Source organism: Romboutsia sp. LXY-2, from assembly GCF_056171995.1.
The window spans coordinates 378,795-392,019 of record NZ_JBKFGI010000004.1 but is presented as its reverse complement, the minus strand read 5'-3'; the positions used below and the strand labels follow the sequence as shown (position 1 = coordinate 392,019).

The window sequence follows — 13,225 nt, the reverse complement described above, 5'->3', positions numbered from 1 at the left end:
CTGTTGTGTGGATGGATTAAATAATGTTAGCAAGAAATATAACACTAGAGACATAGTGGAAACAGGTTTACTTATATCATTAGTATTTATAGCAACAAGATTTATAAATATAAGATTACCTATAGCCTCAAGTGGGGGACTTGTTCACTTAGGAAACACTATGCTTTTCATATCTGCAATAGTATTTGGAAAGAAAAAAGGAGCTATTGCAGGAGCTTTTGGAATGGCACTATTTGATTTATTATCAGAGTGGGCAATATGGGCACCATTTACATTTGTAGTAAGAGGTGTTATGGGATACATAATAGGAAGTATAGCTTGGAAAGATAATAAAAAAGGTGATAGTGTACTAACAAATATAATAGCTATAATAATTTCAGGAGTTTGGATGATCTTTGGATATTATCTAACAGAGATGATTTTATATGGAAATCATATAAAAGCTTTAGCGTCTATCCCTGGTAATATAACACAAATAGTAATAGGATTGATAATAGGAGTACCTGTAGCTAAAGTACTAAAAAAACATATCAAATAGTAATATGATATTCACTGTGCTACAATATTCATAGTTAAGATTAAACTAGGAATGATTGGGGATGAGTTAGTGAAGAAGCAATGCAATAACTGTAAACATGAAATGGTTGATGATTGTAAAGTTATGGTTCATGCTACTTGTGGAGTGACTGTTACTAAAGAGAAAAAAGGAATGTTAAAAAATATGATGAACAAGGCTTTTGATGATGTTAAAGCCCTTGTATGTCCTAACTGTGGCTCTGTACAATTTTATATTGAGGATTACAAAAGTTTTGCAGAGTAGATATAAAAGTACATAGTAATGAAAGTAGTGTATAAATAACATTACCCCATATGTCTGAAAAATAGACATAGGAATACATTAAATAAAAGCCACTTATGCACAATAAAGTGTACCCTTAGTCAAGGACAATTAAAAAAATACTATTCTATGCTGCTAAAAGATGATCCCTATATTGAGTAGGGGTCATCTTATTTAAATTCCATTGATTACTATAATTATTATAGTAATTCATATATTCATCTATTTCTTCTTTCACTTTTTAATATATTTATTTTTTGATAGTATTTCTATTTCCTCATTCGAAAACAATTTTTTACTTATAGTTATACACCTGATGTTTTTTATTATTTACGAAAAAATCATATAGATTAGGCTTTTTTGCGCCTTAAATTCAAGTAAACATTTTCTCATACCAGAATAATATAGATTATATATCAAACATCATAGGGGGGGCATAACTTGAAAAGGATAAATAGCAGGATAAAGAAATTTTGGGGAGTAAGTGATATTGGATTTTCATTTATGAGTGCAGTTGATACTGCGTTTTTTGTAATATTTTTGACAGATGTATCTAAGTTACCTTTAGGTATAATTGCCACACTATTAGCAGTAACTGGAGTAGTGGATATTATAACATCTATATTATCAGGAGTAATAGTAGATAAAGTCAATTTAAGAAAAGGGAAGTACAGACCATGGTTAATATATTGTCCACCTGTTGTTATAGTATCATTTGTACTTATGTTTAGCAGGATCGGTTCGGATGTTACAGCAGCTATAATTTGTGGGGTTGGATATATAATAAGTCATGGTGTGTGGAATATTGCATGGGCAGCAAATAGAACATTGGTAACAGTATTAACTGATGATGGAGAAGAAAGGGCTTTTTTATCAGGGAGGGTATCAGCTGGGTCAAGTGCTGGAAGGATGATTGCAGGGTATATGGTACCTACTCTAAGTTTGTTTTTTCTAGGTATTTTTTCTAAATCTGAAAGTAATGTAATCGGTTATACGATGACTGCATTAGTTGCAGCAATTTTATATGCTATATTTTACGGGATACACTATTTTATAACTCAAGGATATGATAAGCCTATATGTGATAAAAATGATAATATTAAAAAATCTAGTCCTTCTATTAAAGAAATATTGGTTACTGTAGTATCTAATAGTCAATTATTACTAGTGATTATATATGATATTTGTAAGTTGATACCTTTTTATATGATAGCAGCTTCAATCGCTTATTATAGTAAAGTCGTGTTAGGTGATGCAGGCAGTGTTGCACTATTATTGGTATCGTTTAACTTTGGGACATTTATTGGATGTATGCTTTCAAAATCAGCTGTGATAAAGTTTGGTAGTAAGAATACAAACTTTATAGGTATTATTGGATTTATGATATGTCATGGTATAGGGTATATTCTTCCTATAAGTAAAATTGGAATTATGATGGTTTTGATGACAGGTCAAATATTTTTTGGTATGGCACATGGCAATACTACTAATTTATATTCCATGTGTGGAACTTATAGTGAATATAAAAGCGGGAAAAGTATCAAGGGGATGGTTATGGCTCTGTGCAACACATCAATAAAAATATGTTTAGTAATAAGAGGTTTGGTTATAACAGCGGTATTAGGATTTATTAATTATAATCCAGATGCATTAGTTACAAGTACAACAATATATGGAATTAAAAATATGTTTTTTTTGGTTCCTATAATTTTTTTATTCATGTCATTAATACCACTTTTGTGGTTCAAGATAAAGGATAATGATATTGAGATGATGGAAAATAAAATATCTCAAGCTGATATTGCTAACTGTAGAGGTAGTAATTATATAGATGATTAAATATTACAAAAGACATCTTCTTTTATTGATATATAAGAAATACACTAGATAATCGCTGGTGTATTTCTTATGTTCAAAGATGGTGTATAAAATATATTTAAAATGTACTATAATAGTAAAAGTATATTCCTCTAAAAGATGGAAATATAAAAAGAATTATGAAATAATAAATTAAACAATATTAGGAGGAATCATCATGGGAAAATTAAAAGGAAAGACATTAACAGATAGTTTAGATTCATTAAAATCATTTCATAGATTTCATGATTTTGAGTGTAGTGCATTTGATGTAGGTATAAAGGCTATTTCTAAAAAAGACAAAAAGGTTATATTTGATAAACATGTGCCAGTACGTGTTGTATTTAATAAAGATAAACAAGATATAACTATAATATGGCAAGAGGCTGGCATAAAAAATTATAGAAGTAAGCAACTTTTTGAAAGATATAATCCTAACTTTAATGAAATGATTCTTGACGAAGAGAATTATACTTTAGAAATTAATTCTACGGAGTCAGATAAAATACTAATCATCAATTACTAGTAAGTAAGAAAAGAGGTTAGATATAGTTACAACTTATAATAATTAAAAAAAGCCATATAAGTAAGACGCTAAACAATTAGTATCTTACTTATATGGCTTTTGTAATAATATATAAAAACTATTGAGCCCTTATATTACTTCTACATCAACTATTTCTAATTTAGTAGTTTTAACCCTTTCTATAGGCATAGTTACCCCTGGATTATCATCATTAAAATTATAGATATTATTTTTCTTATAATTAGATTTATTAAATGCATATGAAGTTCTTTTATTTTCATATGAAAGTATTTCTTTAGTAATAGCATCTAAAACATCATCATCTAATTCTACACCATTAAAATCTTCTGTTTGTATTTCCACATCCTTAGTCTTGTCCTTTTCAAAATAAAATCTATTTCCCTCTGTATCGGTACCTTCTGCGTATACTAGGTAGCTAACTGTAATTGTACTCATTTGTAAATCTCTCCTATCCCAAGTCGTTATTTAATAAAATGCTTTAAGTAACTGTCGAATTACTTAAACAAAGTTAATTTTATATTTATTAATTTAAATTATCGTATTATTAGATTTGCATGAAAAATTCTACACTAAATTTGAAAAAAAATCAAATATTTATGTTTAATATAGAATAAAAAATAAATTAATAACTAAAGAAAAATAAAAATTGGCCGATAATATATTATAAAATGTAAAGGGGGGGGAATTAATAAATTCAAAAATGGATTTTACATGTCAATAAATAAGGGGAATATTTTTTGTATATGTAAACTTTATTTTATAAGGGCTTAAAATCACAAAAGAATAGAAAATTTAAGGGGGAAACTAATGAAAAGAAATCTAAAAAAATTCAAAACTATAAGTATGGCTATTGCTTTAGCAGTATGCAATATCAGTGGAGTATTTGCACAAGACCTAAGTACAAATAATGAACCTAAGCCAATAACAGTATTTGACAGAACTAATAATACATGGGGAGCAAAGTATTTCAGAATACCTAGTATGCAAACGTTATCGGACGGTACATTATTAGCATTTTCAGATATTCGATATAATGGAGCGCCTGACCATGCATTTATAGATATAGGTGCAGCAAGAAGTACAGACGGTGGTAAGACTTGGGATTATCAAACTGTAATGGAAAATGATAGAGTGAATCCAAAATTCTCTCGTGTAATGGACTCAACTACTGTTGTTACAGACACAGGGAGAATAATATTAATCGCAGGATCTTGGAATAAAGATGGAAACTGGGCAGGTAGTACACCTTCATTAAGAGAGGACTGGTCTGTTCAGATGGTTTACTCTGATGATAACGGGTCAACATGGTCTGATAAAATAGATTTAACAACAAATACAGAAAGAATTAATAACCAACCAAGTAATACAATTGGATGGTTAGGCGGTGTTGGTGCTGGTATAACAATGGAAGATGGAACAATAGTAATGCCAATACAAATTGCATTAAGAGAAAATAATGCTAACAATTACTATTCAAGTATTATATATTCAAAAGATAATGGTGAAACATGGACTATGGGTAATAAAGTACCAGATAAAAAAACTTCTGAAAATATGGTGATAGAGTTGGATGGAGCTTTAATCATGAGTGCTAGATATGATTCAACTGGGTACAGGGCATCATATATATCTTATGACTTAGGAAGTACGTGGGAAATTTATGAACCATTACATGAAAAGATTTTAACTGGAGCTGGATCAGGCTGCCAGGGATCATTTATAAAAGTTGAGGCTTCAAATGGTCATGAAATAGGGTTGATTTCAGCACCTAAAAATACTGCAGGTGGATATGTTAGAGATAATATTACTGTTTATATGATAGACTTTGATGATTTATCAAAAGGTATTAAAGAAGTATGTGTACCTTATCCAGAAAACGGCAATCCAAGTGGTGGTGGATACTCATGTTTATCTTTCAATGATGATAAATTAAATATACTTTACGAAGCTGATGGAAATATAGTATATAAAGATTTAAGCGATAATTTTGATAACTATATGGTACAAATAGAGTTAGATGCACTAAAAGATTTAGTTTCAGAAACAAAAACTTTAGTTGAAGATAACTATACAAAGAAAAGCTGGGAGAAAGTAGAGATTGCACTAAAAAAGGCTGAAAAAGTTTTAGATAGCAAAAATGTTAAATTGAAAGAATTAACGAAAGTAAAAGAGAATTTAGAAGAAGCAAAGAGTAATCTTATATAATAAGGTAGGCTACAATGTTTAAAGGGAGTTATATCATGGCAAAATATGCTAAGATATAGCTCCCTTTAAACATTAAAGTAACTTTCTATAAATTCATCGTAGTTTTTTGACCTTCTACAAATTTTCGGTATTGTTCAGAATTACCTAGTAGAGATTTATAACAAAATTAGCTCGTTAAAATTCAATATATAATCTGTTATTTATATTTTTATTTATACATAGACTTTAATAAGGAGAAAATCCGCAAGTAATGAAATAGAGAGGGGGAGTTATTTTGATGTTTTTAGAAAGTTCTTTTTTAATACCCATAGTGGTATGTGTAGTTGTTTTAGTTTTATTAGCTACTGGTTATGTCAAAGCACCAACAGATAAAGCTTTTATAATTTCTGGTCTTAGAAAACAGCCTAGAGTGGTAATAGGAAGAGCTACTATAAAAGTACCATTTTTTGAAAGAAAAGATGAGCTAGCATTACAATTAATACAAATAGACGTTAAAACAGCTAGTACAGTACCAACAGCAGACTATATAAATGTAAGGGTAGACTCTAATGTTAACTTAAAGGTAGGAAGTAGTGATGAGTTAATAAAATTATCATCTCAAAACTTCTTAGGTAAAGATACCAACTACATAGCTAGTGTAGCTAGAGAAGTCCTAGAAGGAAATGTTAGAGAAATAGTAGGTACAATGAAGTTAGAAGATATGGTAAAGGATAGAAAAAAGTTTGCTGAGGCAGTAAAAGAAAATGCAGAGCCAGATTTAAATGCAATGGGGTTAGAATTAATAAGTTTTAATGTTCAAAACTTTATAGATGATAATAAGGTAATAGAAAACTTAGGGATAGATAATATAGTAACTATACAAAAAAATGCAGAAATAGCTAAAGCAAATTCTGAAAAAGAAATCGCACAAGCTAAGTCAAAAGCAGATAAAGAAGCTAATGATGCTAGGGTAACAGCAGAACAAGATATAGCTATAAAAAACAATGAACTAGCACTAAAACAGTCAGAATTAAAGATAAAAGAAGATGAGAAAAAAGCTGAAGCAGATGCAGTATATAAGATAACAGAAGAGGTACAAAGAAAGAGATTAGAAACTACTAGAGCTGATGCTGATATAGAAAAACAAGAAAAGGCAATAGCTATAAGGGAAAAAGAAGCTTTAGTAAAAGAAAGAGTACTTGAAGCCGAAATCAAAAAACAAGCAGAAGCAGAGAAGTATAAAAGAATGCAAGAAGCAGATGCAGAGGCTTATGAGAAACAAAAAGAAGCCGATGTAGATCAATATAAAGCTAAAAAAGAATATGAAATATTAAAAGATAAAGCTGAAGCAGAATTAGTAGCAGAGCAAAAAAAGGCTGAAGGTATAAGTGCAGTCGGTAAAGCCGAGGCAGAGGCTATAAAAGCTAAGCTATTAGCCGAGGCAGAAGGTTTAGATAAAAAGGCAGAGGCTATGAATAAGATGCAACAGGCAGCAGTAATAGAGATGGTAGTAGAAAAATTACCAGAGATAGTTAAAAATGCAGCAGCTCCATTAGCAAATGTTGATAGTATAACAATGTATGGCGAAGGTAACGGTGCTAAGATGGTAGGAGATATCATGACTACTACAGATAAGGTAATAAAGGGATTAGAAGGTGCAGTTGGTTTAGATATTAAAGCATTAATATCAGGTGCATTAGGCTCTACGTTGGTTGCACATAAAAATAATTGTACTACTGTCCATGTTGAAAATTTAGAATCTGGGGAAGATTTATCCTAGTGATTTGATAAAGTTATTTTAAATCATATAATATTTACAAGTATAAATTATAATCCTCTTATAGTTTACAGATTTAATTACAGAATCTGGATACTATGGGAGGTTTTTTTGTATCAAGTGGATAAGCTTAGTATTTATAAAATTATTGATATAATATCAAAGACTTTTGATGTCTTATTATAAAGTATATGATACAATTTTAGTATCAGATATCAATAATAGAAGGGGTATTATATATGAGATATGTGGAATATGGAAAAACAGGGAAAAGTGTTTCAGTAGTTGGATTTGGTGGATTAAGATTCGACTTAGAAAAAAGTGATGAAGAAAATGCCAAACTAGTTAAATATGCCTATGAAAAAGGAATAAACTATTTTGATACAGCTCCAGGGTATTGTGATGATAGAAGTGAAAAAATATTTGGAATAGCATTTAGAGAAATGATAAAAGAAGGAAAAACAGATTTCTACATATCAACCAAAGGGAAGCCTAAGGTATTTGATACTGCAGAGAAATCTATAGAGGCAGTGAAAAATTCTTTAAAAGTATTAGGAGTACCTAAAATTGATTTTTATCATGTTTGGTGTCTTAGAGAAATAGATCATTATAACCTTGCAATGAAAAAAGGTGGACAATATGAAGGACTTTTAAAGTGCAAAGAAGAAGGTTTAATAGATCATATAGTATTCTCATCACATCAATCAGGGGATGAGGTTATACAGGTCTTAGATGATAATAAATTTGAGGGTGTTACAATGGGAATAAATATACTTAATTTCCCATATAGATGGAATGGAGTCAAGCATGCTCATAAAAATGGGTATGGAGTAGTAGCTATGAATCCTTTAAATGGTGGTGAAGTCCCAAGGCATATGGATGCTTTATCTTTTTTAGCCAAAGAAGGAGAAACTGCTATTGATGCTGCATTAAGATTTAATATTGGAAGTCCTCAAATAACAATATCTTTAATTGGATTTGGAAGTTTTTCGGATATTGATCATGCTTGTAGGATAGCTGATGAAAATGATGTGTACACTGAGGAAGATATAGAAAATATAAAACAAAAACTAGGAGAACACTTAAATGCTACTTGTAGTGGATGTGGATATTGTAATATTTGCCCTATGGATATTAATACATCAGCTTATATGCTTCTTTATAATGAAAAACAAATGTTTAAGAAAACTGACAGTCAAATGATACAGGATGTTTATGGGTTAGAGTGCTGGAACTACACAATGAATAGTAAAGGAAAAGCTAAGGACTGTATAAAGTGTGGCAAGTGTGAGAGAGAATGTACTCAACATCTGCCTATAATTAAGAGATTAGAAGAAGTGGCTTATTGGGAAGAGGTTGGAGTTAATAATGTAGCTCATGTATAGGTGCAATAATCGTATGGCTATGATTTCTTCAGATAAGATGATGAGATGGAAGGGAAGGAAAAAATATTATTCTAAATCTTAGAGTGACTACATAGAATAATATAAAATTAAATATTTTCCAAATGAGATTGGCGAGAGATACCTAGATACTTAGGAGCCGAAGAAGAAATTTAAAAATAGCCAAATTTTTAAAGAAACTTTCAGGCAAAGATATCGTTAATTGATGGAACTCTGGAAAGACTTATAATCCTTACTATAAGTCACCGAAGGAGCAAAATAATGAAAATTATTGAAACTTTCAGGTCTATAAACAGAGGATATACAGGCAACATTATTTGTTGTGCTTGTATATCCTCTTTTTTACGTACAAAGTAAATTCAATGGCTCATAATTTGTTTATACTTATAGAACTAAATAATGCAAATGTGTATGATAAGTGAATCTTTTATAAATTAAAAAATTAAAATAAATGGAGGTATTATAATGAGTGAATCAATTTGTAAACCGCATCTAAAAACAACTACTTTATATGAAAAACACAAAGAAATAGGAGCTAAGTTTTTAGAGTTTGGGGGATGGGATATGCCTTTAGAATACGAAGGTATGACTAAAGAACATCATGCAGTAAGGGATAGTGCAGGAATTTTTGACGTATCTCATATGGGTGAAGTAATGATAGAAGGTGTAGATAGTGAGAAATTTATACAAAAGATAATAACAAACAATATAGAAAATATGAAAGACAATGACGTCATATATACACTAATGTGTTATGAAGATGGGGGAGTAGTTGATGACTTATTGGTTTACAAATTTAATAACACAAAGTATTTATTAGTTATAAACGCAGGCAATATAGAAAAAGATTTTAACTGGATGATAGAAAATAAAGGGAACTATAGTATAGATATATCAAATATCTCTAATGAAGTATCTCAGCTTGCAATTCAAGGTCCTAAAGCTCAAGAAATATTACAAAATATAGTAAATATTAATTTAGAGGAAATAAAGTTTTTTACATTTGATTCAGAGGCAGAAATACTAGATACAGAATGTATTATCTCAAGAACAGGATATACAGGTGAAGATGGATTTGAAATTTATTGTAAAAATCAAGATGTAATAAAAATTTGGGATGAACTTTTAAATATAGGAAAGGAGAATCTTAAACCAATAGGTCTTGGAGCAAGAGATACTTTAAGATTCGAGGCATGTCTGCCTCTTTATGGAAATGAAATAAGTGAATCTATCTCACCTTTAGAAGGAGGACTTTCATATTTTGTAAAATTAGATAAAAGTGAATTTATAGGTAAAGAAAGTTTAGAGGTTCAAAAGAAAAATGGAATACAAAGAAAGGTAGTAGGATTTGAAATAAGTGGTAGAGGTATTGCAAGACATGGATATGATGTTTTAGCAAATGATGAAGTTATTGGATATGTAACAACAGGGTATCAATCACCTACACTAAATAAAGTAGTAGGTCTTGCATTAGTTGACTCAAAATATGCACAGCTAGATACGGAGATAGAAATAGCAATAAGAAAGAAAATAGTTAAAGCTAAAATTATCAGAAAACCATTTTATAAAAAACAATATAAAAACAAAGAAAATGAAAATTTAAATAAAGATGATAACAAAGACAACATAAATAATTATATAAATCAATTCTCATATATACCAACAACAAGTGATGATAAAAAGATAATGTTAGAAAGTATGGGTTTAAAATCAATAGATGATTTATTTGTTGATATACCTGATGACTTAAAATTTAACAGAAGTTTAAACTTAGAAAGCTGTAAAAGTGAATTAGAGGTAAGTAAACGTATAAACAAATTAGCAGAGAAAAATAAGAGCTTAAATAATCTAACATGTTTTCTTGGCGCAGGAGCTTATGACCACTATATTCCATCTATTATAAATCACATAACTTCAAGAAGCGAATTTTATACAGCATATACACCATATCAAGCAGAAATAAGCCAGGGAACATTACAAGCAATCTTTGAATTTCAATCAATGATCGCAGAACTAACAAAGATGGAAATAGCTAATGCATCTATGTATGACGGAGCAACAGCAGCAGTTGAAGCTTGTCTAATGGCAGTAGGTCAGACTAAGCGTAAAAAAATTATTGTATCTAAGACTGTTAACCCAGAATGTAGAAAAGTATTACAAACTTATATGCAGTTTGGTCAATGTGAAATAGTAGAAGTAGATTTCTGCAATGAATATGGAATTACGGATATTCATAAATTAAGTGAAAGTATAGGAAAAGACACTGCATGTGTTTTAATTCAAAATCCTAACTTCTTTGGAATAATAGAAGATTTAGAGAAAATAGAAGACATAGTTCACCAAAATAAAGCACTTCTTATTATGAGTGTAGATCCTATCTCTTTAGGTTTATTAAGATCACCTGGAGAAATAGGTGCAGATATAGTAGTAGGTGAAGCACAAGCCTTAGGGAATCCTCTAAACTTCGGAGGTCCATATGTTGGATTTATGGCAACAAAATCAAAATATTCAAGAAAGATACCAGGTAGAATAGTAGGAGAAACTATTGATAGTGATGGAAAAAGAGCTTATGTACTAACTCTTCAAACTAGAGAACAACATGTAAGAAGGGAGAAAGCAACTTCTAACATATGTTCAAATCAAGCATTAAATGCATTAACAGCATCCATTTATATGGCTACAATGGGTAAAGAAGGATTAAAAGAAGTATCAAGTCAATGTGTAAAAAAAGCAAACTATACTTACAACAAATTGTTATCAACTAACAAGTACAAACCTGTATTTAAAGGAAAGTTCTTCAAAGAATTTTTAGTACAGTCAGTAGATAGTATAGATGATGTTAATATTAGGTTATTAGAAAATGATATATTAGGCGGATATAAGGTTGAAGAGGAATATCCAAACTTAAAAAATACAGCCTTATTATGTGTTACAGAAAAAAGAAGTAAAGAAGAAATTGATAAGTTGGTTGATATAATGGGAGGGATGTAAAATGATAGACTACAATAAAACATTAATAGAAATATCTAAGCCAGGAAGAAAAGCATATTCACTTCCTAAGCTTGATATAGATGATGTTAATATAAATGATTTAATAGATACAAAGGATTTAAGAAAAGATAACTTAGGTTTACCTGAGGTTAGTGAACTGGATATAGCAAGACACTATACTTTACTTTCTAATAAAAACTTTGGAGTAGATACAGGCTTCTATCCATTAGGCTCATGTACAATGAAGTATAATCCTAAAATAAATGAAGATATGGCAAGTAACACATCATTTACTAATATACACCCATATCAACCAATAAATACATCACAAGGATCTTTAGAGTTAATGTATGACCTATCAAAAGCATTAGGTGAAATAACAGGAATGGATGAAGTAACGTTGCAACCATCAGCAGGTTCTCATGGAGAATTTACAGGATTAATGATGATAAAGGCATATCATGAAAATAAAGGAGATTTTAATAGAACTAAGGTAATTGTTCCAGATTCATCACATGGAACTAACCCAGCAAGTGCAGCTATGGCAGGGTTTAAAATAGTTCAAATAGAATCTGATAAAAATGGAGCAGTGGATATAGAAAAGCTAAAAGAAGCTTTGGATGAAGACGTAGCTGCACTAATGCTTACTAATCCGAGTACCCTTGGACTATTCGAAAAAAACATTAAGGAAATAGCAACTTTAGTTCATGATGTTGGAGGGCTTTTATACTATGATGGAGCTAATATGAATGCTATCATGGGAATAACAAGACCTGGAGATATGGGATTTGATGTAGTTCATCTAAATCTTCACAAAACATTTTCAACTCCTCATGGAGGAGGAGGGCCTGGGAGTGGTCCAGTAGGAGTAAAAAAAGAATTAATACCATTTTTACCAGTTCCAATAATTGAAAAAAATGAAGATCAATATATATTAAATTACGATAAAGCTAAATCAATAGGTAAAATTAAAAACTTCTATGGAAATTTTGGGGTATTAGTAAAAGCATATACTTATATACAAACTATGGGAAAAGAAGGCTTAAAAGAAGCAAGTCAAGTTGCAGTTTTAAATGCAAACTATCTAAAAGAAAAATTAAAAGAATACTATTATTTACCTATAGATACAGTATGTAAACATGAATTTGTTTTATGTGGAATAGGTAAAGGGCAGAGTGGCGTTAAAACTATGGATATAGCTAAAAGGTTACTAGACTATGGATATCATCCACCTACAGTATATTTTCCTTTAATAATAAATGAAGCAATTATGATCGAGCCAACTGAAACAGAAAATCTAGAAACATTAAACGAATTTATTAATGCCATGGTAAAAATAGCCAAGGAAATAGAAGATAATCCACAACTAGTTAAAACTGCACCACATAATACCAATGTAAAAAGAATAGATGAAGCTAGGGCAGTAAAAAATCCAATACTTACTTGGAACTAAAAATCCATGTGATTTATAGTTGAAATTATTTATCCTCTGCAAAACAAAATGGTTATGTAGAGGATTTTTATTGCGTAATTTAATAGCAGAACTAATAAGCAACTAATTCGTTATATGTTCTGGAATCATACATATGGATAAGCGCTTAATAGTTTACGTTAAGTTTGATTAATGA

The 13,225-nt window shown here is 30.1% G+C and carries 10 protein-coding genes, 1 pseudogene and 1 riboswitch; of the genes and pseudogenes, 9 read left to right on the top strand and 2 right to left on the bottom strand.

Features of this window, described 5'->3' with window-relative positions; all coding sequences use genetic code 11:
- Positions 1–7 precede the first annotated feature (7 nt).
- Together ACI48P_RS10170 and ACI48P_RS10165 are read left to right on the top strand one after the other, a co-directional pair.
- Entirely contained in the window at positions 8–538 is a 531-nt protein-coding gene (locus ACI48P_RS10170; protein WP_475215309.1) for an ECF transporter S component, read from the top strand.
- A gap of 69 nt (positions 539–607) precedes the next feature.
- A complete protein-coding gene (locus tag ACI48P_RS10165; protein WP_475215307.1) occupies positions 608–820 on the top strand; it encodes a hypothetical protein in 213 nt (70 codons plus the stop codon).
- A gap of 145 nt (positions 821–965) precedes the next feature.
- Here the strand turns inward: ACI48P_RS10165 and ACI48P_RS10160 are convergent.
- A pseudogene (locus ACI48P_RS10160) lies at positions 966–1,070 on the bottom strand (IS3 family transposase); the annotation flags it as partial.
- 209 nt (positions 1,071–1,279) lie between these two features.
- Between ACI48P_RS10160 and ACI48P_RS10155 the strand changes: the two are divergent.
- On the top strand, positions 1,280–2,677 hold the full coding sequence (locus ACI48P_RS10155; protein ID WP_475215306.1) for an MFS transporter: 1,398 nt from the start codon (positions 1,280–1,282) through the stop codon (positions 2,675–2,677).
- Between the two features lie 196 nt (positions 2,678–2,873).
- Positions 2,874–3,221, top strand: coding sequence for a hypothetical protein (locus tag ACI48P_RS10150; RefSeq protein ID WP_475215304.1), 348 nt, complete (start codon positions 2,874–2,876; stop codon positions 3,219–3,221).
- 129 nt (positions 3,222–3,350) lie between these two features.
- Here the strand turns inward: ACI48P_RS10150 and ACI48P_RS10145 are convergent, their stop codons facing one another.
- The gene (locus tag ACI48P_RS10145; protein ID WP_475215303.1) at positions 3,351–3,677 is read right to left on the bottom strand and encodes a hypothetical protein; all 327 of its coding nucleotides are present in this window, start codon (positions 3,675–3,677) and stop codon (positions 3,351–3,353) included.
- 372 nt (positions 3,678–4,049) lie between these two features.
- Here ACI48P_RS10145 and ACI48P_RS10140 point away from each other — a divergent pair, with 372 nt between their 5' ends.
- The 5 genes from ACI48P_RS10140 to gcvPB all read left to right on the top strand — a co-directional run bounded on the left by ACI48P_RS10140 (position 4,050) and on the right by gcvPB (position 13,050).
- Positions 4,050–5,447 carry an exo-alpha-sialidase gene (locus tag ACI48P_RS10140; protein WP_475215302.1) on the top strand — a complete coding sequence of 466 codons (1,398 nt, stop codon included), beginning with the start codon at positions 4,050–4,052 and terminating at the stop codon, positions 5,445–5,447.
- A gap of 277 nt (positions 5,448–5,724) precedes the next feature.
- Complete coding sequence (locus ACI48P_RS10135) at positions 5,725–7,206, top strand: flotillin family protein (protein WP_475215666.1); 1,482 nt, start codon at positions 5,725–5,727, stop codon at positions 7,204–7,206.
- Between the two features lie 236 nt (positions 7,207–7,442).
- Positions 7,443–8,588, top strand: coding sequence for an aldo/keto reductase (locus tag ACI48P_RS10130; protein WP_475215301.1), 1,146 nt, complete (start codon positions 7,443–7,445; stop codon positions 8,586–8,588).
- 122 nt (positions 8,589–8,710) lie between these two features.
- A riboswitch (glycine riboswitch) is annotated at positions 8,711–8,814 on the top strand.
- A gap of 257 nt (positions 8,815–9,071) precedes the next feature.
- Entirely contained in the window at positions 9,072–11,597 is a 2,526-nt protein-coding gene (gene gcvPA / locus ACI48P_RS10125) for an aminomethyl-transferring glycine dehydrogenase subunit GcvPA (RefSeq protein WP_475215299.1), read from the top strand.
- Between the two features lies 1 nt (position 11,598).
- Positions 11,599–13,050, top strand: coding sequence for an aminomethyl-transferring glycine dehydrogenase subunit GcvPB (gcvPB, locus tag ACI48P_RS10120; RefSeq protein WP_475215298.1), 1,452 nt, complete (start codon positions 11,599–11,601; stop codon positions 13,048–13,050).
- The last annotated feature ends 175 nt before the right edge of the window (positions 13,051–13,225 follow it).

Bases quoted from the DNA above. Each gene is read 5' to 3' on its own strand.
- ACI48P_RS10150 (WP_475215304.1), top strand. From the start codon at position 2,874: ATGGGAAAATTAAAAGGAAAGACATTAACAGATAGTTTAGATTCATTA.
- ACI48P_RS10140 (WP_475215302.1), top strand. From the start codon at position 4,050: ATGAAAAGAAATCTAAAAAAATTCAAAACTATAAGTATGGCTATTGCT.
- ACI48P_RS10145 (WP_475215303.1), bottom strand. From the start codon at position 3,677: ATGAGTACAATTACAGTTAGCTACCTAGTATACGCAGAAGGTACCGAT.
- gcvPA (WP_475215299.1), top strand. From the start codon at position 9,072: ATGAGTGAATCAATTTGTAAACCGCATCTAAAAACAACTACTTTATAT.
- ACI48P_RS10135 (WP_475215666.1), top strand. From the start codon at position 5,725: ATGTTTTTAGAAAGTTCTTTTTTAATACCCATAGTGGTATGTGTAGTT.
- ACI48P_RS10130 (WP_475215301.1), top strand. From the start codon at position 7,443: ATGAGATATGTGGAATATGGAAAAACAGGGAAAAGTGTTTCAGTAGTT.
- gcvPB (WP_475215298.1), top strand. From the start codon at position 11,599: ATGATAGACTACAATAAAACATTAATAGAAATATCTAAGCCAGGAAGA.